The following is a 22,125-nucleotide window of genomic DNA, read 5'->3' as shown; positions in this document are numbered from 1 at the left end:
CCCGCGCATGAAGCAAGCGATTACCCGGCTGCCCGCGCTCTGCATCATCCTGATGGCAGGGTCAATCCTGGTGTTTCAGCCCGGAGGCCTTTTCAGGTTCGTCTGGATCAAGCTTGTGGTGGTGATCATCGCCGTCCTCGCCGGCCTGCTGTCTCCGCTGCGGGCCCGGATTCCCTGGGCGGTGCAGGCGGCGACCGCCGCCTGCGTGGTGTGGATCGCCGTCGCCATGCTCTTGTCCGATACTCCGCTGGCCAGCATGGCCGGACGCTGGCCGCGCTACGAGGGAATGTTGACCCTTGGCGTGTACGTGGCCGTGTTCGCGGTGGGCGCGAAGGTCCTGGGCGGTGCGTCGGCCGGCCAGAGACGCAAGCTTCTCAGCATGTCGCTCGCCGCCGCCGCCTTGGTTCTGCTGCCCATCGCAGTCCTGGAAAGCGCGGGTTTGCGGCCGCTGGGAGGGGCCGCTGACGTGCGGCCTGGCGCCACGCTGGGGAATGCCACGGACCAGGGCCTGGTGGGCTTCGTCATCGCGGGAGTGTTGTCCGCCGGCGGTAGTTCTGAGCGCGGATGGCAGATGTGGCTGCGGCGGGCAGGCCTATTCGCCGCTGCCGGGGTGGCGATCCTTTCGGGCTCCCGGGCTGCGCTGGCCGGGCTGCTGATCGTGGCGTTGTTTGCCTCCTACATGTGGATGCGGGGCCGGTCCTGGGCGCGGCCAAAAATCGCGGCGGGAGCCGCACTCGCTGTGGCGGGCGTCGCCGTCGGAGTACTGCTGGTCCCCGCTGCCCGTGACCGGCTGCTGTCCGCGGGAACCGTGGACGGACGCCGGCTGCTATGGGACCGGAGCCTCGGCCTGATAGGCGCCGATCCGGTCTTCGGCGTTGGGCCGAGCGGCTTAGTTGATGCGCTGCCGGCGTATCTGAACCAGGAGTGGGCCCGCTCCGTGGGCGACAGTTTCCCTGCCGATTCTCCGCACAGCTGGCCCCTGCAGGCACTGGCCTCTGGCGGAGTTCCTCTGCTTCTGTTGGTCCTGGTTCTCGGTGCGGTTGCCGTGGTGGCTGTGGTCCGGCGGATGAAGGAAGCCGGGCACGGTGCAGACCGCCGGTACCTTGCCGTGGTGCTGGTGACGGCGGCCGCCTACGGTCTGGCGCTGCTGACGCACTTCACGTCAATCGGCACCACGGCTCTGGTGGCTTTCCTGTGCGGCGGCCTGGTGGGGTGCGAGGGCGTGGGGTTCTCCGTCTTCCGTTCACGGGTTTCGACGGCGGCTGGCCTGGTTCTCGTCGCGGCCGGCCTGACCGTTGCCGTCCCGGCCACCATTGCCGAATGGCCGATGGGCTCTGGAGCCCAGGCTGCCGCGGCGGGGGATGCTGACCTTGCCGAGCAAGCGTTTCAGCAGGCCCGGCAGCTCAGGCCGTGGGACAGCGATACCGCGCTGCTCGCGGCCCAGGCGTTTGCCGGCCCGGCGACGGCGGGGGACCAGGGGGCGGCGCGCTACGCCGTCGATTGGGGAAGCCTGGCCCGGGACCGGACGCCGCGCTCGCAGGAGGCCGGGACGGCGCTGGCCATCGGTTACCTCTACAGCGGGGATCCGGGCGCGGCCAAAAACCTGCTGGACGACCTGGTCCGGGATGCCCCGTATTCCACCGGACTCTATATGCACCGGGGCGTTGCCCAGTTCGGCCTGGGGCGACCCGCCGAGGCCGTAGCGGACCTGCAGTACGCGGCAGCCCTGGACCCCGGCTTGGACACGCCCTGGCGCATCCTCGCGAATATCCATCAGCGATTGGGCAATGCCGAAGCCGCCCAGGCTGCCAGCCAGCGCGCAGATGCGTTGTCCGGACGCTAGCTGTGGGGAATTAACGGCGGGCTGTCCTCGAACCGTGACGAATAATTACCCTGTCCGGGTGGAAATTCGATTCCGGCAAATTGAACTCTGCATAAACATTCCGGAGTGAGAAGTTCTTAACCCAAGAATGACTCAAGATTTGATCAAGAAAAGCGCAGTTTTTTTAGGAAAGAATGGAAATTCTCTTCGGCGGTGATATTGTCCGCGCGGCCGGTTGGGCGGGGTCGTGTCCCAGTGGTGCGGTATTACGCCCGTCTGGAAACAGTGCAGACACACAAGGAGCACAATTTCGAAACCCTGCAGAAAACTTCATCGTGCAGGCTGGGCATATTGAGCCGGACCGTGGAAGGGGACACAGCAATGATGACGGATGAGGACCTTGAGGTGCGTTCGTGCGCGGAGCTCTCGGCGGGGGAGGAGATCGAGGCCTGGCACCGGGGACGTCTCTCGCACCGTGGGACAGTGGCTAACATACTCGAAGACATTGACCTGTTCTGGATCATCGATGCCCGGACCGGCGCGCGCCGGCTGCTGGATCTCGAGCAGCTCAGCGTCAGGCGCGTCCCGGTGGGAAAGCCGGCCGCCGCCGTCGGGAAGCTGAAGCCGGCTGCCGCGCGGAAGCCAGCTGCCGCCGTCGGGAATCTGAAGCCGGCCTCCGCCGCGAAACCGAAGCCAGCCGCCAGCCTGAGGCAGGTCGTCTTCATGGAGGCGCGGTGACGTGCGTCAGGTGAGGTTGCTAAATCTCTCCGCCTGGGTTTTGCTGCCCTGGACGATGATCTGGTCCTCCTCGTAGAGGACGGTCTGGGCCGTGGTGTGGCCCCAGATGCCGCCGGGGCGCTTGACGGCCACGATGGTGATGCCGTACTTGTCCCGGAGCCCCAGCACGCCGAGCGGTCGGTCCTGGGCTTCCCGCGGAGGGCTGGTGCGGATCATCACGAAGTCGTCCTCGAACTCCACGTAGTCGAGCAGGGAACCCCGGACCAGGTGGGCCACCCGCTTGCCCATGTCGTGCTCCGGCCGGATCACGTGGTCCACGCCGAGCTGGTTCAGGATCTCGGCATGCGGTTCGCTGATGGCCTTGGCCCAGATCTGGGGTTTGCGGAAAGTCAGGAGGCGGGACGTCGTCAGGATGCTGGCCTCGATGTCCGAGCCGATGCCCACCACGGCCCGGTCGAACTCATGCACCGAGAGCTGGCGCAGCACCTCTTCCTTGGTGGAGTCCGCCCGGACCACGTGGGTCAGGCGGCCGTTGTAGGACTGGACGATCTCTTCGTTCGCGTCGATCCCCAGGACCTCGGTGCCCTGCGCTTCGAGTTCCAGCGCCAGCGCCCCGCCGAAGCGGCCCAGCCCGATCACGACGACGGAGTCCGCCTGCGGTTCGCTGCCGGCCGAGCGGGAGAAAATGTTCTTAGCCAATGAGGGGCCTTTCCTTCGGGTATTCGTAGAGCGGAGGGCGTTCCCGCAGTGCAAGGGCGGCGCCCAGGGTGACCGGGCCGAGGCGGCCGATGAACATCAGCAGGATCAGCACCACCTGGCCGGCCGGCGGCATGGCCGCGGTGATTCCGGTGGAGAGCCCCACCGTGGCAAACGCCGAGACGACCTCAAACAGGATCCGTTCCTGCCCGAAGTCCGTGATGATCATCAGGAACATGGTGGAGCCCACCACCAGGGCGATGGCCAGCAGGACCACGGTGATGGCCTGGCGGTGCACGGCCCGTGAGAGGCGCTTGCCGAAGATGTTCACGGCCGTCCCGCCCTGAAGCTCCGTGGCCAGGATGAAGAACAGCACGCCGAACGTGGTGATTTTCAGGCCGCCGGCTGTTCCGGCCGGACCGCCGCCGATGAACATCAGGATGTCCATCCCCATCCAGGACACCGGGTGCATCTGCCCGATGTCGACGCTGTTGAAGCCCGCCGTGCGCGTGATGACCGACTGGAAGAAGCCGGCAAGGACGCGCTCGCCGGGCCTGAGGCCTCCCAGCGTGGCGGGGTTGGACCACTCGACGGCGGTGAGGAAGACGGTGCCGCTGGCGAGGAGCACGGCGGTGCCCACCAGGACCAGCTTGGTGTTCATGCTCCAGTGGATGGGCTTGCGGTACTGGCGGCGGAGTTCGAACAGCACCGGGAAGCCGAGGCCGCCGATGATCACCGCCGCGGCGATGGGCAGGCAGATCCAGGGGTCCCCGGCGAACCCGATCAGGTTGTCCGTGTACAGGGCGAAGCCGGCGTTGTTGAACGAGGACACGGAATGGAAGACGCCGTGCCAGAGCGCACGGTCCGGCGCGTACCCGTACCCGGCCACGAACCGCGCCGCGAGCATCCCGGCGAGGGTCACCTCGACGGTCAGGCTGATGGCGAGCACGCCCAGGAGCACCCGGCGGACATCGCCGAAGCCGGTGCTCTTAATTTCGGCCGCCGCCGAGAGGCGCGAGCGGAGGCCCAGCCTGCGGGCCATGAGCACGCCGAGCAGGGTGCCGAAGGACATCACGCCGAATCCGCCCACCTGGATCAGGGCCAGAATGACCACCTTGCCGAAGCCGCTCCAGTAAACCGGCGTGTCAACGGTGATCAGGCCGGTCACGCAGACCGATGACGTGGAAGTGAACAGGGCATCCAGGAAAGGCGCGCCCTCCGGCCCGTTCCGCGCTGCGGGCAGCATCAGCAGCAGGGTTCCCACGGCAACTGCCGCCGCGAAGCCGAGGACGATCACCTGGGCGGGGTGCTGCGGCGCCAGGATGTTCAGGATGGCCGGAAAGGCCTTCGACGCCCGATGCCAGTGGCCGTGGAGGACTCCGCCGGAGGCGTCCTGCCGCCCTTTGGAATCCGGAACGTCGCGCATATGCGTCACGCTACCACCGCGAATCCGCCGCGCACGGCCTGAACGAGGTGGCGTTAAGAAAGCGTTAAGATCCCGGGTTCCGGCCCGCGGCGGGAAGCGGCCGGTGCTACGCTCCCGTGGTCATCAGCAAACTTTCCGTTCGAATCGAAGGACCCCGTGGCCACCACAAGCGCGCAAGCGGAGACCGGCCATGCTCGCTGATGCAGCCCCCCTGCTCCTGCTGATTCTGGGCTGCGCCGTGACGGGCTACATGATCTACCGGTTCATTAAGGCAACCAAGTAGCCCCCGCCGTCGCCCGTTCCCGGCCTGAACCGACGCACCCGGAACCCCAGAAAGACACTTCATGACCGCACCCGCCCAGTATTCCGTTCCCGCCAGCGTGCCCAATCCGGAGCAGGAAGCCGGCCCCGGCAGCCCCCTGACGCGGTGGCTGCTGGAGCACAAGGTGCACCAGCCGATGGGTCCGGAAGTGGCCGAAGCCGGGGCGCACCAGCAGCCCTGGTGGAAGGTCATGTGCCTGACCGGCGTGGACTACTTCTCGACGCTGTCCTACCTGCCCGGCATCGCGGCCCTCGCGGCCGGCGCGCTGTCCCCGCTGGCCACGTTGCTGATCGTGGCCCTGACGCTGCTCGGCATGCTGCCGATGTACCGGCGGGTGGCGCAGGAGAGCCCGCACGGGCAGGGATCGGTGGCCATGCTGGAGAAGCTGCTGCCGTTCTGGCGGGGCAAGCTCTTTGTGCTCATCCTGCTCGGGTTCGTGGCCACGTCCTGGATCATCACCATCACCCTCTCCGCCGCGGACGCCACCGTCCACATGCTGGAGAACCCCTATCTGCCGCCCTTCCTGGAGGGCCAGGCGGTCCTGATCACCGTGGTGCTCCTGCTGATCCTGGGCGGGGTGTTCCTGCTCGGCTTCTCCGAGGCGGTGGCCGTCGCCATCCCGCTGGTGGGCGTCTTCCTGCTGCTGAACGCCATCATCATCGGCACGGGAATTTACGACGCCGTCACACAGCCGGGTGCGCTGTCCGACTGGACCGCTGCGCTCACCTCGTACGGCGGAGTCGGCAGCATTGCCGGGCCCGCCATCCTGGCGTTCCCGCTGCTGGTCCTGGGGCTCTCCGGCTTCGAGACGGGGGTCAGCATGATGCCCCTGGTTGCGGCCTCGGGGGCCACACCGAAGGAGATGCTGCAGAACCGGATCCGGAACACCCGCAAGCTCCTGACCACGGCCGCGGTGATCATGAGCGTATACCTGATCGGCAGCAGCTTCGTGACCACGGTCCTGATCCCGGCCGAGGCATTCCAGGAGGGCGGCGAAGCCAACGGCCGGGCGCTGGCATATCTGGCCCATGAACGGCTCGGCAACGGCTTCGGCTCCGTCTACGACGTCAGCAGCATCCTGATCCTGTGGTTCGCCGGTGCCTCGGCGATGGCCGGGCTGATCAACATCGTGCCCCGGTACCTGCCGTCCTACGGCATGGCGCCCGACTGGACGCGGGCGGTGCGGCCCGTAGTGCTCGTCTACACGGCCATCAGCATCCTGATCACCATCGGCTTCAAGGCCGACGTCAACGCCCAAGCCGGCGCCTACGCCACCGGCATCCTGGCCATGATGGTCTCCGGCGCCCTGGCCGTCAGCATTTCCGCGGCGCGCCAGAAGCGGCAACGTGCCGCCGTCGGCTTCTCCGTCCTGACCCTCATCCTGCTGTACGCCTTGGCGGCGAACGTGATCGAAAAACCGGACGGCCTGGCCATCTCCGGGTTCTTCATCCTGGGCATCGTGGTGATCTCGCTGGTCTCGCGGATCAGCCGGACCACGGAGCTGCGCGTGCACCGGATCGAGTTCGACGATACCGCCCGCCGCTTCGTCACCGACACGCTTGAGTTCGACGGGCGGATAAACCTCATCGCCAACCGGGTGCAGGACGGGGACGCCGCGGAGTACGCCGCGAAGGAAGCGGAGCAGCGGGGCATGAACCCGGTGCCGGGGACCGCGGACGTGATGTTCCTGGAAATCGACGTCACGGACCCGTCAGCATTCAGCGACGTCCTGGAGGTCAGGGGCGTTGAGGTGGACGGCCACCGCGTCCTCCGCGCGAAGAGCCCGGCCGCGCCCAACGCGATCGCCGCGACCCTCCTTGCCCTGCGCGACGGCACCGGGGTCATTCCCCACGCGTACTTCGAATGGGCGGAGGGGAACCCGCTGGCCCACCTCATGCGGTACCTGCTGCTGGGCCGCGGGGACACGGCGCCGGTGGTCCGGGAAATCATCCGCGAAAACGAGACGGACCCCGAGCGCCGCCCGCGCATCCACGTGGGCTGACGCTCTCTCACTTCCCGTCGCGTCTTTCCCGACGCTCTCTCACTTCCTGTCGCTTTTTTTCGGACGCTCTCTCACTTCCTGCCGGTTCTTTCCTGACGCTCTCTCACACGTCCTGTCGGGTTTTTTCGGACGCTCTTTCACTTCCTGTCGGTTTTTTTCGGACGCTCTCTCACGTCCTGCGCGAAACCGCTAGGCGTATTTCAGGCTCATTATCAGGGCCTTGAGCTGGGCGTACTGTGCCGTGGCCATCCACGCTTTCGCCGCTTGTCGGCTCGGGAACGCCGACTGGGGGTTCGGGTACATCGTCTGGTTGAAGATGACCTGGTTCTGCGCGCCGCCGTTTCCCATAATGAGCAGCGTGCAGTGCGACGAGACGTCACCCTCCTTCAGGTTGCGGGCGTGCATGACCGCCATGACGTACCAGTCTTGACCGACGACGTTTTCCACGATAAATCCGAACATCGGCGTGGTGCCATCAACTTCGCGCATTCCTGGGACGGCTGCACTGTCGAACACTGTGCGGTTGGCCGGTCCCGCCGTGCAGCCGATGCCGTCGGCGCCGCTTGAGACGCTGAAGAGGTCGGCGCCGGTTCCGTCCGAGACAATCGCTTCAAGGGGCTGCCAGGGAGGCCCCTCCCGGCCCGGCCCACGTTGGGTTCTGACGGACCAGGACGCCGGGTACGAGAAGGAAATGTGCCCATCGGGGAACGTGAAGGACTTCAGTGCTGGCTGGACCGGCGCGGCAGGCGCCGCTGGTGGGGTGGGAATTTTAGGAGCAGGCGCAGCGGTCGTGGCGGGCGCTGTCGGAGTTGAGGTAGCGCTGGCAAGGGCTGTGGGCGCCGATGTCGCAGCGGCCCTCAGGCTGCTGGGAGCCGCATTTTCCGCAGTCGCATTTTCGGCTGGCTGTGGCCCGCAGGCTGAAAGGATAAGGCTGATAGTAAGACCGGCCACAGTGACGGCACCATAAAGTCCGAAGCGATTGGAACTCATGTTTCTAAAATCCCCCTGAAAGCGCTTGATAGCGCGGTTTCTGCTCCCTCATCCCGTAGATCGGGGCCGGCGGCATTGGTCAAAGACTAGACGGGAATTCCGCATCGTCGGAGGCAGGATCATAACTGACTAATAACGAAATTTCTTGGCGGGAGAAACGGTCCTCGAGGTGCTGATCGAGGGTGAGTGCTACCGACTCGATTCCGCGCCGTGACTTCGGACTCCTTACCTGCTTCAAAGGAATATGCAGGACCCCAAGGACCTTGTCCTAGGTGGGCGTCGACGATCGGCTGCCTCGTGAAAGGACCCTCTTTGCCCACCTTTATTCCGTTCAACATGCGCGCTACCGTCCGCGAAGACCACAAGCGTTCCTTCCGCACCGACATAGAACGTCTCACCTCCGGCCACCGTGGTTGGGCGCCGCTGGACGTGGTCAAGTCCACCGACACCCAGGCGCTGCTACGCGGAGCGGTCCCGGAAAGCGTTCACACCGCTACCGACGCGAGCCTTGCCCGCTACCTCCAGGATCGCCTCGTCGCCGACGACGACATCCACGTGGATCTCACCGTCTGCATCGAGCGCTAACAGCTTGCCCACGCGAGCCCCGGACCCTTCAGGTCCGGGGCTTTTCTGTGTCCACTGATCGAGGGTTGGGTTTTGGGCGGCAGGATCTGAGAGAGGGTTGGGTTTTGGGCGGCAGGAACTGAGAGATGGTTGGACGGCGGCTCGTGACGCGCCCTGTTCACCGGGGCGTCAGCCGCCGGTGGGGAAGCGTTAGCCAGCGCGGGGCAGTGTGGTGGGGCACGCCGTCGGGCCTTCCCTATCCGGGAGGCGGGCGGCGGACCCATCCCGCACTGAAGGAGAACCCTGTGCTGATCAAAAGCACCGTCACCGCACTCGTTGCCCTCACGGCCCTGGCCGGAATTGCCGCCCCGTCCTCGGCGGCGCCGGCGTCCGACGTCGTTCTGGGGCAGCCGCAGGCCGCAGCCCACGCGCACAACGACTACGAGCATGACCGTCCGCTGCTGGACGCCTTGGAGCGTGGCTTCACCAGTGTGGAGGCCGACGTCTGGCTGGTGGACGGCGAGCTCCGCGTGGCCCACGACCTCGTGGATGCCAAGGCCGGCGTCACCCTGGAGAGCCTGTACCTGGACCCGCTGGACGAGCTGGTCCGGCAGGACGGCCACAGCGTCTACCCCGGCTGGGACGGCAGCCTGCAGCTGCTGATCGACATCAAGAGTGAAGGCGAGGCCACGTACACCGCGGTGGAGAAGGAACTCGCGGAGCACCCGGCCCTCATGAGCCGGTTCGCCAACGGCAAGGTGTCCACCGGACCGGTCACCGCGGTCATCAGCGGCAACCGCCCGCTGGCCACGATGCAGGCCGCGGACAAGCGCTTCGGTTTCTACGACGGGCGTTCCGCGGACCTCGCCTCCGGCATGCCGGCCGCGCTGATGCCGCTGGTCAGCGACAACTGGACCAAGCTGTTCACCTGGCAGGGCGTCGGTCCGATGCCGGAGACCGAGCGGACCAAGCTGCGCGCCTACGTGGAAACCGCCCACTCTAAGGACTACCGCGTGCGCTTCTGGGCCACGCCGGACCAGCCTGGACAGGCACGCGACGCCATGTGGGCCGAGCTTCACAACGCCGGTGTTGACCACATCAACACGGACGACCTCCCCGCGCTGGACGAGTTCCTGAGCGACCTCGGACAGTAGCTGCTGCGCCCTCCCGCGCGGGGTGTGCGGGAGGGTTCGTCGTTTCGCTCCGGGAAGTGCAAGAGGGTTGGTCGTTTCGCTGCGGGAAGTGCAAGAGGGTTCGTCGTTTCGTTGCGGGAAGTGCGGGAGGGTTCGCCGTTTCGCTGCGGGAAGTGCGGGAGGGGCGGTCAGAAAAATTGCGCTCCTTCTATGGCCGCGGCCGTCACGCGCGGCTAGGCTACAAGCTCAAGACGGTGCTTCAGCCTGAGGCCGCCGGCGTGGAGTTGAGAGTCATTACTCTCGGACGCGGTAGGGGGACCAATGGCTGAGGAACGCCATGATGATCTGGTCATGCAGTCGCTGCTGCTCGATGACATCGGACAATCGGTCATCGGGATGGACAGTGAGTGGCGGGTCACGTACTGGAACCGCGCCTCTGAGCGGTTGTACGGGTTCAGCCTGGCCCAGGCGTTGGGGATGAAGATCACGGATCTCGGAATCATGGGCGGCGCTGACGGGCCGGGGCAGGATGCCACCGATCAGGAGATAGCAGACAGGCTCGCCCACGGCCGGGACTGGGCCGGCGAGCTCTGGATGCACCACCGGACCGGGAGGGAGTTCCCGGTCCATGCCACCGTCAGCCCGATCCGCGGCCGGCACACGGTGCCCGTCGCCGTCGTAGCGATCTCCAAGGACATCACCGACCGGAAACAAAGCGAGGCCATTCTGCGCCGGCTCTCAGCCATGGTGGAATCCTCCGGGGACGCGATCATCGGCGCCGACCTGACCGGGAAGATTTCCAGTTGGAACGCAGGCGCTACCAGGATGTTCGGCTGGAGTGCCCGGGAAGCTGTCGGACAGAGCTATCGCCTGCTGACCACCAGCGACGCAGCGGACCACGACCAGGAATTCACCGCGCGCATCGGAAGCAGGACGTTCGCGACCGGAGTGGAAGCGCGGTGGCGCTGCAAGGACGGGTCGGTGATCGACGTCGAGCTGACCGTGTCCCCGGTCTATGGCCAAGACGGTGCACAGGTCGGAGCGTCTGCCATCGCCAGGGACATCACCGAGATCCAGCGGCTGAAGGCAGCGGCCGCCGCCGAGCGGGAGCGGCTTCTGGCTGCCCAGGAGATGGCTCATGTCGGAAGCGTCGAATACACGGTCGCGACCGGGGAGACCTGGCACTCGGAGGAGTTCGCCCGCATTCTGGGTGTGGCAGCCGGTACCCCCGCGGCCAGGGATTCGATGCTTGAGTTGACGCATGTGCAGGACCGCGATCTCGTCCGTCAGGCATGGAAGAGCCTGGAGAACGGACAGGGATTCGCGGACTTCGAATACCGGATTATCCGGCCCGATGGGGAGCAGCGATGGCTGCATTCACGGATCCGGAGCGTCGACGGCCCGGACGGGAAACCTGTCAGGTTCCTGGACACAGTCCTGGACGTCACCGAACGGAAGAACGCCGAACAGGTTCTGGAATGGCAGGCCCGCCACGACGCCCTGACCGGACTGCCGAACCGGTACATGATCACCGAGGTGCTTCAGGGCTGCCTTGACCGGGCCTCCCGACCCGTGGTGATGTTCGTAGACGTCGACCGGTTCAAACTCATCAACGACGGGATCGGCCACGGGGCCGGTGACACAATTCTGGTTCTGCTGGGGGAGCGGCTGAGGACCGCCGTCAGGGCCGGCGATACAGTCGCCCGGTTCGGAGGCGATGAATTTGTCGTGGTCTGCGATGACCTGCTCAGAGGCGGAGCCAAGGCGTTGGCCGAACGGATCAGGGACGCCACCCGCCACCCCTTTGAAGTCGACGGGCGCAAGGTCTACCTGAACGTCAGCATCGGCATCGCACTGGCGGGCCCTGATGACACCGCCGAGGCGATGCTCAGCGGTGCAGATGCTGCCATGTACCGCGCCAAATCCGCTGGCGGCGATTCCTCGGCCGTGCATGACGCGCGCCTGACGGCCCGGGCCGCGGGCCGGCTAGATCTGGAATCTGACCTGAGGCTGGCCCTGGACCGCGGAGAGCTTTCCCTGAATTACCAGCCAATCATTGACGTCACCACCGAATGCCCTGTCGGCTTCGAGGCGCTGCTGCGATGGCACCATAACGAACACGGCTTGATCATGCCCGACACGTTCATTCCCATCGCCGAGGAAACGGGCCTCATCCTTCCTATCGGCAGCTGGGTTCTCCATGAAGCGCTGCGCCAGGTGCAGCAGTGGCGAAGCCAACTTCCCGGGGCGGAAAACCTTTCGGCGGCAGTGAACATCTCGGGGCGACAGCTCGTGGCGGACGACTTCCCGGACGTCGTGGAAGCAGCAATGCTCAGCTCCGGCATCGATCCAGCCGCTGTCCACTTGGAAATTACCGAAACTGTGCTCATGGATCAGCCCGATCTGCCCAAAGAAACCCTGCGACGGCTCTCCCGTCTGGGTGTGGGACTTTCCATCGATGACTTCGGCACCGGGTACTCATCCCTGAGCTACCTCAAGTGGCTCTCGGCCCGGACCCTGAAAATCGACCGCAGCTTCGTAGAAGAGCTCGGCAGCGACCCTCACGGTGCGACGATTATCGAACTCGTCATGGGCATGGCCGGCAGCCTGAATCTCGACGTCGTTGCCGAAGGAGTGGAAACCGCGGACCAACTCACCGAACTCCTACGCCTGGGCGTCCGCCACGCCCAAGGCTATCTGTGGAGCAAACCGATAGCCGCGGAGAGCATCCCGGTGTGGCTCGCTGCCCTTCCGGCCGGCCCTCACGGCCGAGAACCGGCGCAGCAATTGCAGTAGGTTATCCGTCGGGCACCGTCGCCATTGCTCCTCGAGCTGTAGTCAGAGAATTTCCTCGAGGTGTGAAACCCGCATTTTTTCGACCTGCTCCCGAAGTGCCCGGACACGGAAAGGTTTGGTCATGACCGCGCTGGCACCGGCAGATAGCAGCGTTTCGGTCAGATCATCGTGACCGGTGAGCATGAGGATCTGCACCGCACTGAAGCTCCTGATAAGCCTGATCACTTCCAAACCAGTGATGTCGGGAAGACCGTAGTCCAGGACCACGAGATCGGGGCAGTGCCCCCGGACGGCGGCAACGCCGTCGGTCCCTGTTGCAGTCAGTCGGACCTGCATTCCGGTTGCGGACAGGACTGTTTGAACGAGCCGTCCAACGTCCGCGTCATCTTCAATCACCACAGCCGTGCACGTATCGGGCATCGCAACATCCCCCTTAGACCCGCCCCAGCAAAGCCTTAAGTGCACTCTATCAACGGGTGAAGGCTCCCGGCAGTGGCCATTCGAGTCGGCAAGCGATTTGTACCGGACCCAGCCCCGTCAGGACCGCGAGCCATCCCCCCAGTGGCGGTCTTGCGCATATCTAGGGGCTAAGCTGCCTCGGGCTTGAGCCTGATACGGGAAGGTGGTTACGTACCGTGCAGCAGAGCCGCGGTGCCCTTAACCCAGTTTCAGGAAGGTCAGGGATGAGCACCCCATGGCGAGACATCGCCGGCACCGGAATTCCGGCTATCGTTCAGGTCTCAGGAGCGAGCCACAGGCAGGAAGGGCAGCAGGACGGGGGGTCCCTGCCGGTGCTGGACAGGGCCCCGATCCGGTTCCTCGCCGACGAGGCAGGTCCGGGTGCGGCGCAGAAATTCCTTGAGGACTACCTGGGCTTGCTGCCCGCCCGAGCCGCAGCGATCATCGACGGTCTCAACTCCGAGGACCGGGAGAAAACCCTGGATGCGCTGGTCAGCCTGGGGGTCAGCTCTGCCATGGCCGGCGCCTCGCGAGTGGAATACCATGCCCGGAACCTGCAACGGCAGGTGCAATCCGGTCATTGGCCCGATGCCACCTCGGCGAAGGCACTTCTGTCCCAGGCAATTCTCCAGATCAAAGATGCGACCGTTGGCCCCGTGCGCCCGGGCTAACGGGGAAGCCTGGCCGAGCGAGTCAGCCTGAGCCTGTCTCCGTGCCACCGCCGCCTGCGCGCGTTGGAGGAGTCCGGCGCGATCAGCGGCTACCGGGCCCAGCTCGACGCCGAGGCCCTGGGCCTCACGTTCGACGCGCTCGTCTTTGTCACCATGCGGGACGCGGACAGGGACACCGTCGAGGCCTTTGAACAGGCTGTCGCCACGATTCCCAACGTCCTGACGGCTCAGCGGCTTTTCGGGGATCCCGACTACCTCCTGCAGGTCGTCGCCCGCGACCTGCGCGCTTTCCAAAAGCTCTACGACGAGCGGATCTCCACCCTCCCCGGTGTCCAGCGCCTGAGCTCCACCCTGGTCATGAAGAGTGTTGTCGAAAACCGACCGCTGCCGCTGTGAACCGGTTCTGCGAGAGGGTTCGTCGTTTCGCTGCGGGAAGTGCGAGAGGGTTCGTCGTTTCGCTGCGGGAAGTGCGAGAGGGTTACACGGTTCAGCGCTCCGTGGCCTGGCGCGCCAGCTTCACAGCACTACTGCTACGGCTGACAGCGGGTGAGGACGTGGATAGTCTTAGTAATAAGTCTCGCGTTGTGATTTATATCGCAGCCGATGACCTTGTGCCCCCTGGGGCACGCTCACGGCAGGGGCACCGAGGTGAACAGAACCAGAGGTTTGGCCAAGGTAAGTTTCCTTGCAGCAGTTTGGCTGGCTGTAGCCTTTCTGGCGGGCTGCACGCCAGGCGGCGGCTCAGCAGGTGCTCCCGTCAATACGCCGGATGCCCACGACATAACTGTCTGGACCACGGACGTCCTCCCGGACCGGGTGGCCAAGACGAAGGCGATCATCGCCAACCTCACCACCGCGACGGGGGTGAGAGCGGAGCTGGTGAGCGTGCCCGAGCACCGGTTTAACCAGGTTCTTAAGTCCTCAGCCGCATCCGGTAACCTGCCGGATATTATCGGCGGCATTTCGCTGGGGCACGTTCGCACCCTCGCTTCCAGCGACCTGATTGACGCCGAGGCCAACGCCAAGGTCATCGGCAATCTTGGCGAGGGTACCTGGTCCCGGCGGTCGTTGGAGCTGACCCGCGACGGCGTCAAACAATTGTCCGTGCCAGATTCCTCGTGGCAGCAAATCCTGTATTTCCGAAGGGACCTGTTCGCGAAGGCCGGCATAGCGGCGCCGGCTACCTACGGTGACATCAAAGCGGCCGCGGCAAAGCTGCACAGCCCGCAGCTGGCGGGATTCGTCGCGGCCAACAAGGCTGATCAGGCGTTCACACAGCAGTCGTTCGAACACATCGCGCAGGCCAACGACTGCGAAATGGTCAACGCCGAGGGCGACATCACCTTTGACAGTCCGCAGTGCGTGGGTGCCCTCGGCTTCTACCGCGACATGCTGAAGAACTACTCCGTGCCCGGGACCCAAGACATCAACTCCGTGCGTGCCATGTACTTCGCCGGCAAGGCCGCCATGGCGATCTGGCCCACGTTCATGCTTGACGAATTGGCGGGCCTGCGCAGCGACGCCAAGCCTAACTGCCCCGAATGCAAAGCTGACCCCGAATTCCTGGTCAGGAACACCGGCGTGGTAGCCGGCATTCTCGGTGGCGGTGGCAACCAGCCCGCGCACTTTGGCGAGATCACCTCCTGGATTATCACCAATGACTCAGACACCGAACCGGCACGCCGGTTCGTGGAGTACTTCATGAGCGACGGTTACGCCGACTGGCTGTCCATCGCCCCGGAGGAGCGGCTGCCGGTCCGGGCCGGCACGGCGTCCAAGCCCACGGAATATGCGGACGCCTGGAAGACCATGCCGGCAGGCATCGGCACGAAGGAACCCCTGGGGAAGTACTACGGACAGGACGTCGTTTCTGTCCTGACGCAGGGCGCCAAGGACCTCAAGCACTGGGGCATCCTAGAAGGCCGCGGCGACCTCGCCGGTGCTGCGATGAGTGAACTGCCCATCGCCAAGGCGGTTAGCGAGGTTGCTCTCGGTGTAACCGATCCCAAGGTCGCAGCCAAGAAGGCGGCTGCCACCCTCCGATCCATCATGGGCTCCCTGTAGTGACCGGAACTGTCTAACGCCGTTCGGTGGCCCGACGCACAAGTTTCGCTGCGGGAAGCGAGAGAGGGTTTGTTGTTTTGCGGCGGGGAGTGCGAGAGGGTTGGTCGTTTTGCTGCGGGGAGTGAGAGAGCGTTGGCTTAGCCCGCGGGGGTTTCCGGGACGCGGACCACTTCGAAGGCCAGGGGATCCAGCAGCTTCCGGGTTCCGGTCCTGGAGTCGAGGATCCAGAACATGTCGAGGACCGGCACCGTCTCCGTAACCTTTCCCTGGTAATACATGAGGCCGTTGTAGCGGGCCTCGATGACGTCGCCGGGGGAGAGGTCACCGCAGTGGGTGATCCTTCGCGTCGTTGCCTCGTTCATGGCGGGCTCCATCCTGGCGTTACTCGCGCCTTGACCCTGTGCGCTGACCCTGCGGGCTTGACCCTGCGCGCCGATTGGCGCACTGCGCTGATGTGCGCCCTTTCAGGATGGGGCCTCCACGTTGCCGCGCCGTTTCGGCCAGGTGATTTCCCCGTGTCCAATATCCGCGCAGGGCTCCTGCCCTAAACACTACGCGCGCCGCGGGCTCCCTGCACGCCCCGAGCCGCGGGTTCCCCGCGCGCGTCGCGGCCGCCGCCAAGGCACTGCCCCAGGCGCAGCCGCCGGCCCTGCTGCAGACGCCGACGACGCCGATTCCGCAGCCACCTCAGGGTGGCGGACCTGCGCCAGCAGGGCCAGGGACGGCGCGATGGACAGGTTCGGCTCGTGCCGGGTCAGGTCGCGGGCGCGGAGCACCGTCATGGACCGCGCGGTGACTTTCAGCACCGAGCCGGCGACCAGGGGTCCGCGCTCCACTCCGTTCCCGGCGGTGTTGATCACCATGTCCCAGGACGCAGCGAACTCGGCGGCCGGAAGCGTGAACTTGATGTCGTCGTCGTGCGCGTTGAAGTAGAGCAGGAAGTTCACGTCCGTGATCTGGCGGCCGCGGTCGTCGCGGCCCTGGATCCCGTCGCCGTTCAGGAACGCGCCGATGGTCCGCCCGAACCCGCGGCCCCAGTCCTCCGGCAGCATCTCCGCGCCGTCCTCGTTCAGCCACACGATGTCCGGCAGCTTGTCGTCCTTTCCGAGGCGGCGCACCGGCCGCCCGTCGAAGAAGGTGCTGCGGCGGAACGTGGGGTGCGCGGCGCGCAGCCTGTTCACCGCGGCCGTGAACTCCATGAGCGGCTGGTCCACCTCATCCCACTTCACCCAGCTCAGTTCCGAGTCCTGGCAATACACGTTGTTGTTGCCCTGCTGCGTCCGGCCCAGCTCGTCGCCGTGCGCGATCATGGGCACGCCCTGCGAGAGCAGCATGGTGGCGATGAAGTTCCGCTGCTGCCGGGCCCGCAGGTTCAGGATTTCCGGGTCCTCCGTGGTCCCCTCCGCGCCACAGTTCCACGACCGGTTGTGCGATTCGCCGTCCCGGTTGTCCTCCCCGTTCGCCGCGTTGTGCTTCCCGTTGTACGAGACCAGGTCCCGCAGGGTGAAGCCGTCGTGCGCGGTGACGAAGTTGATGGACGCCACCGGCCGGCGTCCCGAGCGTTCATACAGGTCCGACGAGCCGGTCAGGCGCGACGCGAACTCGCCCAGCGTGGCCGGCTCGCCCCGCCAGAAATCCCGCACGGTGTCCCGGTACTTGCCGTTCCACTCCGTCCACTGCGGCGGGAAATTCCCCACCTGGTAGCCGCCCGGCCCCACATCCCACGGCTCGGCGATCAGCTTCACCTGCGACACGATGGGGTCCTGCTGGACCAGTTCGAAGAACGTGGAGAGCCGGTCGACGTCGTAAAATTCCCGGGCCAGCGCCGCCGCGAGGTCGAAGCGGAAGCCGTCCACGTGCATCTCCGTGACCCAGTACCGCAGCGAATCCATGAGCAGCTGCAGCGAATGCGGGTGCCGCACGTTCAGCGTGTTCCCGGTGCCGGTGTAGTCCACGTAATGCTGCCCGGCGCCGTCCACCAGCCGGTAATAGGCCGCGTTGTCGATGCCCCTGAAACTCAGTGTGGGCCCCAGATGGCTCCCTTCCGCGGTGTGGTTATAGACGACGTCGAGAATCACCTCGATGCCCGCACGGTGCAGTGAGCGGACCATCGACTTGAAGTCCTGGACCTGCTGGCCCATCTCCCCGATGGAGCTGTACGTGTTCTGCGGCGCGAAGAATCCGATGGTGTTATAGCCCCAGTAATTGCCGAGGCCCTTCGCCTGCAGCTCGCCGTCGTTGACGAACTGGTGCACCGGCATCAGCTCGATCGCTGTCACCCCCAGCAGCTGCAGGTGCGCAATGACGGCGGGATGCGCGACGGCGGCAAAGGTGCCGCGCTGCTCTTCGGGAACCTCCGGATGCAGCTGCGTCAGCCCCTTGACGTGGGCTTCGTATATGACGGAGCGGTGGTAGGCGGTCCTGGGCGGGTGGTCCCCGGCCCAGTCAAAGAACGGGTTGATCACCACGCCCAGCATGGTGTGCGCGGCGGAGTCTTGGTCATTGCGGGAGGCAGGGTCGCCGGCGCTGAACGAGTACAGCGACGGATGCCAGTCCATCTTCCCGGCGATGGCCTTGGCGTGCGGGTCCAGCAGCAGCTTGTTCGGGTTGCATCGCTGGCCCCTCGGCGGGTCGTACGGGCCGTACACCCGGTACCCGTACATCTGGCCGGGCTGGACCTGCGGGAGGTAACAGTGCCAGACGTAACCGTCCACTTCGACGAGGTCCACGCGTGACTCCGTGCCGTCGTCGGCCATCAAACACAGCTGAACGGCCCTGGCCGCCTCGCTGAACACGGCGAAGTTTGTCCCGGCTCCGTCGAAGGTTGCACCCAGCGGATACGCGCGGCCCGGCCAGACTTCCATGGTCACTCCTGTGGCTTCAGTTTTCCCATATCCGGCCGGGTTCCGCGTGCCACGCCCTGAGACAATGCTAAGGAGACTTAGTAGAATCGCCAAGCGTTTTGCCGGTCCGGTTGCCGGGAAGCTGTGATCCCCGCCTCTCCGGCGGTCCGCGTCCGGGGAGTCCGCGGGCCGCCGCGGGGCAGCCTGCCTAGGATGAAGGGGATGACTCCGCCAGACAGACCGCCGCCCTTCAGCCTCCGCAGCATTGCTGTTCCGGCGTTCGGGCCGGCGCTCCTGTTCAACATCGGCGAAGGCGCGGTCCTGCCCGTGGTGGCGCTGTCCGCCTATCGTGGGCGCCGCGGCGGCGGGGGCGCTCGCGCTGCTGGCCGCCGGGCTGTCCCTGATGATTCCGGACGGACTGTGGCTGCTCGCCGTGGCGATGGCCGTCGTCGGAATGTCCGCGAGCGTCTTCAGCCTGGCCCGGCAGAAGTACCTGACCGAGGCCGTGCCGGTGGAGTTCCGGGCGCGGGCGCTGTCCACGCTGGGCGGCGTGAACCGGATTGGCATCTTCATCGGCCCGTTCGTCGGGGCCGCGGTGATGCATTTCGCCGGGATCAGCGGCGCCTACTGGGTGGGCGTGGCCGGGATGGCAGCGGCGGCCGTGCTGGCCGTGACCATCCCCGACCTGGTGGTGGCGCCGTCGTCCTCCGCGGCCGGGCCGGAGCCCACGCTGCGGGGCGTGGCCATGTCACATGCCCGCGTGTTCCTGAGCGCCGGGGCGGGCATCCTGCTGCTCAGCGCCCTGCGGGCATCGCGCCAGGTGGTCATCCCGCTGTGGGCCGACCACGTGGGCCTCGACGCCACACAAGCCTCCTTGCTGTACGGGCTTTCCGGGGCGATCGACATGCTGGTGTTCTACCCCGCGGGCAAGGTGATGGACCGGCGGGGACGGCTGTGGGTGGCCTTCCCGTCGACGCTCATCATGGGCACGGCGCTGATGCTGATACCGCTCACGGCGGGGTTCACCGGCCTGCTGCTGGTGGCCCTGCTGATCGGCTTCGGCAACGGCATCAGCTCCGGGCTGGTGATGACCCTGGGCGCCGACTTCTCGCCCGACCGCGGCCGCGGGCAGTTCCTGGGCCTGTGGCGGTTCATTGCCGACGCCGGATCCACGGGCGGCCCCGTGCTCCTCTCCGCGGTCACGGCCGCGTCATCCCTGGCCGCGGGCGTGACGGCCACCGGCGTACTGGGGTTCGCAGCGGCAGCCGTGTTCGCCGTCGTCCTCCCCAAACTCAAGCACCGCCGGAACTACTGACGGCTCCTCACCCACCCCAACTAGCTCGCATTTGTGGTCGTTTTGAGCGCTCAAAACGACCACAACTGCGAGCTAGTTGGGAGTTCGCTCACGGTCCGGCCTTGTTCTTCCGCCCGGTGAACAGCAGGTACTCCCAGTCCATCTGCGACGGGGCATCGCCGTGCGCGTCGCTGAAGGCGTCGGCCAGCTCCGTGAGGGCCTTGTCCAGGGCTTTCAGCCTGTCTTCGTCGCCGGCGAGGGACTTGTACACGGAGATGGTGGGGCCGTAGTGGGATTTGAAGTAGCGCAGGAAGTCGTCCGGCTGGTGAAAACTGGTGATGGTGGCCGTCTGCTTCCGCGTCTGGATGTCCGCGACGCGGTCACCGAACAACTGGCGGAGGTGGTCCTCGCTGCCCCACAGCGGCGGTGGCTGCGCGCCCGGCGGTGGCGGGGGAGCGAACGGCTTCATGGTCTTGGACATCTGCCCGATGAAGCCCTCAGGCGTCCAGCTCAGCAGCCCGATGGTCCCGCCCGGTTTGCACACCCGGACCAGTTCGTCGGCGCCCGCCTGGTGGTGCGGGGCGAACATGACGCCGAGGCAGGAGATCACGGCGTCGAACTCGTTGTCCGGGAACGGAAGGGCCTCGGCGTCCGCTTCAACCCATTCCAGCTCGACGCCGCGATCGGCCGCTTGGCGACGGCCGGCGTCGAACATCTCCGGGGTGAGGTCGCTGGCCACCACCTCGGCACCCATCATGGCCGCGGGAATTGCCGCGTTGCCGGCGCCGGCGCCGACGTCCAGCACCCGCTGCCGCGGCCTGAGCCGGCACGCCTCCACCAGGATGGCGCCGAGGTCCGGGATGAGCTCGCTGGCCAAGGCGGGGTAGTCGCCCTGTGCCCACATGGCCCGGTGCTTCTCCTTCAGGACGCGGTCCGCATCGGCTTGATCGTTCATGTCGGCACCCCTCTGCTCGTGCAGGATTCGGTGACAGCGCGCTGCTGACCAGTGGAGGCTGTGGTGCGACTTATTGTGGGCGCCGACGTAGGGGATGTAAAGGAGGTGCGGCTACCGCTCCGGCGCCGTTCCGGCCCCGCTCTGGCCCAAGTAGGTCGCAATTGATGCCGTTTTGAGGGCTGAAAACGACGTTAACTGCGACTCAGTTGGGTGGGGAGGGCGGGAGGTGCGGAGCGCGACCCGGTTGGGTGGGCGACTCAGCGGCGGCCGCTTACCCCGGGTAGTCCGCCTTCAGGAGGGCCGACTGCTTCGCGAAGATGGGGTCGCCGGTCTGTCGGCCAAGAATGGCCAGCTGGCTGGTCACGCCCTTGTGGTACGTCGCGGGGGTCCGCCACACGTACTGCCCGAAGGCGCTGGCCGCGTACCACGAGATACCTCCGGGGCGCCGGTAGACATTGAAGTGGTCGCGGATGACTGTTGCCGCGGTGTTGAACATGAATTGGGCGGTGGGATTCTTCGTGATCCGGTAATAGTCGTAGGCTCCCCAAGCAGCGTAAATGTGCCCGTTGACGACGCGTGTGGAGGGAATGTCTTTGCCGACGTATTCTTCGAACCATATGTAGATTTTGCTGCCCTCAAGGACCTTGTTCTGGAACCACGGCTGGCCGTTCCGTTTCGGCACCTGGTAGGACTTGAAAACGCGGTCGGCATTGGTTTTCCAATAGGTGTTCCCGGTGGTCTCATAAAGGTTTACGAGCGTGGAGAGCATCATTCCCTGGGCCATTCCTGAGTACCACGGCCGGCCCATATTCATCCTGTTTCCCGGGGTGTGCCGGAAGTTGTAGGGAAACCACGTGGCCCCGCTTGCATCCGAGAACGAGCCAGACAGGATGTACCGCGTGGTAGCCTCGGCACGCCGCAGATACTCCCGGTTCTTGGTCACGCGGTACGAAGAGAGCATCTGGTTGATGAACCAGGCGCTGTTGACCGGGTGGTACACCGCCACGTTGTTAATCTTGACTTGCACCACTCCCTGGCTATTCACGGTGCCCCATGTTGTGGCGGTTAGAGGCACCACGGCGGTGCCGATGTACGGCGATCCGAGTGCCGTATTTATGGTGTAGCCTGCATTCGCATAAGTGAGCTTTACCGGTGCCGCCTGGGATGACACCCCGGCGGTCAAGAGAATCGCTGCAACCGCAATAAGAGCTGTTAAAGAACGCGAGACACCACGGAAGCGCAAAAGAAATTCCCCCAATAATTAAGTCAAGATGCGCCAATGCTAGCAAGGTTAATTCCGCAACTTGGCAATGCGCTCTCGGGCACCGCGTTGGGTAAGGGCGGGCGGGA

Annotated in this window: 17 protein-coding genes and 1 pseudogene; 10 read left to right on the top strand and 8 right to left on the bottom strand. The window is 65.7% G+C overall.

What is annotated here, in order from left to right:
* Nucleotides 1-7 precede the first annotated feature (7 nt).
* Entirely contained in the window at nucleotides 8-1,843 is a 1,836-nt protein-coding gene (locus tag J7I89_RS07045; protein ID WP_214968592.1) for an O-antigen ligase family protein, read from the top strand.
* A gap of 360 nt (nucleotides 1,844-2,203) precedes the next feature.
* A complete protein-coding gene (locus J7I89_RS07040; protein ID WP_214968590.1) occupies nucleotides 2,204-2,560 on the top strand; it encodes a hypothetical protein in 357 nt (118 codons plus the stop codon).
* 6 nt (nucleotides 2,561-2,566) lie between these two features.
* Here J7I89_RS07040 and J7I89_RS07035 read toward each other — a convergent pair whose 3' ends face one another.
* Both J7I89_RS07035 and J7I89_RS07030 read right to left on the bottom strand, forming a co-directional pair.
* Complete coding sequence (locus tag J7I89_RS07035) at nucleotides 2,567-3,259, bottom strand: TrkA family potassium uptake protein (RefSeq protein WP_214968588.1); 693 nt, start codon at nucleotides 3,257-3,259, stop codon at nucleotides 2,567-2,569.
* On the bottom strand, nucleotides 3,252-4,682 hold the full coding sequence (locus J7I89_RS07030; protein ID WP_251045032.1) for a TrkH family potassium uptake protein: 1,431 nt from the start codon (nucleotides 4,680-4,682) through the stop codon (nucleotides 3,252-3,254). Before J7I89_RS07030 ends, J7I89_RS07035 begins: the two co-directional genes overlap by 8 nt.
* Before the next feature lie 344 nt (nucleotides 4,683-5,026).
* Between J7I89_RS07030 and J7I89_RS07025 the strand changes: the two genes are divergently transcribed.
* Nucleotides 5,027-7,006 (top strand): amino acid transporter, encoded by a 1,980-nt coding sequence (locus J7I89_RS07025; protein WP_214968587.1) that lies wholly within the window; start codon nucleotides 5,027-5,029, stop codon nucleotides 7,004-7,006.
* Between the two features lie 189 nt (nucleotides 7,007-7,195).
* Here J7I89_RS07025 and J7I89_RS07020 read toward each other — a convergent pair whose 3' ends face one another.
* On the bottom strand, nucleotides 7,196-7,495 hold the full coding sequence (locus J7I89_RS07020; protein ID WP_214968585.1) for a hypothetical protein: 300 nt from the start codon (nucleotides 7,493-7,495) through the stop codon (nucleotides 7,196-7,198).
* An 813-nt stretch (nucleotides 7,496-8,308) separates the two neighbouring features.
* Here J7I89_RS07020 and J7I89_RS07015 point away from each other — a divergent pair.
* The 3 genes from J7I89_RS07015 (at nucleotide 8,309) to J7I89_RS07005 (ending at nucleotide 12,489) form a co-directional block, all read left to right on the top strand.
* On the top strand, nucleotides 8,309-8,581 hold the full coding sequence (locus tag J7I89_RS07015; RefSeq protein ID WP_214968583.1) for a hypothetical protein: 273 nt from the start codon (nucleotides 8,309-8,311) through the stop codon (nucleotides 8,579-8,581).
* Between the two features lie 284 nt (nucleotides 8,582-8,865).
* Nucleotides 8,866-9,714: a phosphatidylinositol-specific phospholipase C/glycerophosphodiester phosphodiesterase family protein gene (locus tag J7I89_RS07010; RefSeq protein ID WP_214968581.1), complete on the top strand. Its 849-nt coding sequence runs from the start codon at nucleotides 8,866-8,868 to the stop codon at nucleotides 9,712-9,714.
* Nucleotides 9,715-10,014: 300 nt separating this feature from the next.
* On the top strand, nucleotides 10,015-12,489 hold the full coding sequence (locus J7I89_RS07005; protein WP_214968579.1) for an EAL domain-containing protein: 2,475 nt from the start codon (nucleotides 10,015-10,017) through the stop codon (nucleotides 12,487-12,489).
* Nucleotides 12,490-12,531: 42 nt separating this feature from the next.
* On the opposite strand, the gene J7I89_RS07000 is transcribed toward J7I89_RS07005, so the two are convergent.
* On the bottom strand, nucleotides 12,532-12,909 hold the full coding sequence (locus tag J7I89_RS07000; protein ID WP_214968577.1) for a response regulator transcription factor: 378 nt from the start codon (nucleotides 12,907-12,909) through the stop codon (nucleotides 12,532-12,534).
* Between the two features lie 263 nt (nucleotides 12,910-13,172).
* On the opposite strand from J7I89_RS07000, the gene J7I89_RS06995 reads away from it, so the two are divergent.
* From J7I89_RS06995 to J7I89_RS06985, 3 genes are all read left to right on the top strand, one after another.
* The gene (locus J7I89_RS06995) at nucleotides 13,173-13,619 is read left to right on the top strand and encodes a hypothetical protein (RefSeq protein ID WP_214968575.1); all 447 of its coding nucleotides are present in this window, start codon (nucleotides 13,173-13,175) and stop codon (nucleotides 13,617-13,619) included.
* Between the two features lie 9 nt (nucleotides 13,620-13,628).
* Nucleotides 13,629-14,015 carry an Lrp/AsnC family transcriptional regulator gene (locus J7I89_RS06990; protein WP_214968731.1) on the top strand — a complete coding sequence of 129 codons (387 nt, stop codon included), beginning with the start codon at nucleotides 13,629-13,631 and terminating at the stop codon, nucleotides 14,013-14,015.
* Nucleotides 14,016-14,285: 270 nt separating this feature from the next.
* A complete protein-coding gene (locus tag J7I89_RS06985; protein ID WP_251045030.1) occupies nucleotides 14,286-15,683 on the top strand; it encodes an ABC transporter substrate-binding protein in 1,398 nt (465 codons plus the stop codon).
* Between the two features lie 137 nt (nucleotides 15,684-15,820).
* On the opposite strand, the gene J7I89_RS06980 is transcribed toward J7I89_RS06985, so the two are convergent.
* Both J7I89_RS06980 and glgX read right to left on the bottom strand, forming a co-directional pair.
* On the bottom strand, nucleotides 15,821-16,045 hold the full coding sequence (locus J7I89_RS06980) for a hypothetical protein (RefSeq protein ID WP_214968574.1): 225 nt from the start codon (nucleotides 16,043-16,045) through the stop codon (nucleotides 15,821-15,823).
* 189 nt (nucleotides 16,046-16,234) lie between these two features.
* On the bottom strand, nucleotides 16,235-18,547 hold the full coding sequence (gene glgX, locus J7I89_RS06975) for a glycogen debranching protein GlgX (protein WP_214968572.1): 2,313 nt from the start codon (nucleotides 18,545-18,547) through the stop codon (nucleotides 16,235-16,237).
* A gap of 201 nt (nucleotides 18,548-18,748) precedes the next feature.
* Between glgX and J7I89_RS06970 the strand changes: the two are divergent.
* A pseudogene (locus J7I89_RS06970) lies at nucleotides 18,749-19,841 on the top strand (MFS transporter).
* An 88-nt stretch (nucleotides 19,842-19,929) separates the two neighbouring features.
* On the opposite strand, the gene J7I89_RS06965 reads toward J7I89_RS06970, so the two are convergent.
* Both J7I89_RS06965 and J7I89_RS06960 read right to left on the bottom strand, forming a co-directional pair.
* Nucleotides 19,930-20,775, bottom strand: coding sequence for a class I SAM-dependent methyltransferase (locus J7I89_RS06965; RefSeq protein ID WP_214968570.1), 846 nt, complete (start codon nucleotides 20,773-20,775; stop codon nucleotides 19,930-19,932).
* A gap of 271 nt (nucleotides 20,776-21,046) precedes the next feature.
* The gene (locus J7I89_RS06960; protein WP_214968568.1) at nucleotides 21,047-21,802 is read right to left on the bottom strand and encodes a D-glucuronyl C5-epimerase family protein; all 756 of its coding nucleotides are present in this window, start codon (nucleotides 21,800-21,802) and stop codon (nucleotides 21,047-21,049) included.
* Nucleotides 21,803-22,125 lie beyond the last annotated feature (323 nt).

Source organism: Arthrobacter sp. ISL-5 (assembly GCF_018613835.1).
In the GTDB taxonomy this organism is placed as follows: Bacteria; Actinomycetota; Actinomycetes; order Actinomycetales; family Micrococcaceae; genus Arthrobacter.
The sequence above is the reverse complement of the archived record's forward strand: the minus strand, read 5'-3'. Positions and strand labels throughout refer to the sequence as shown.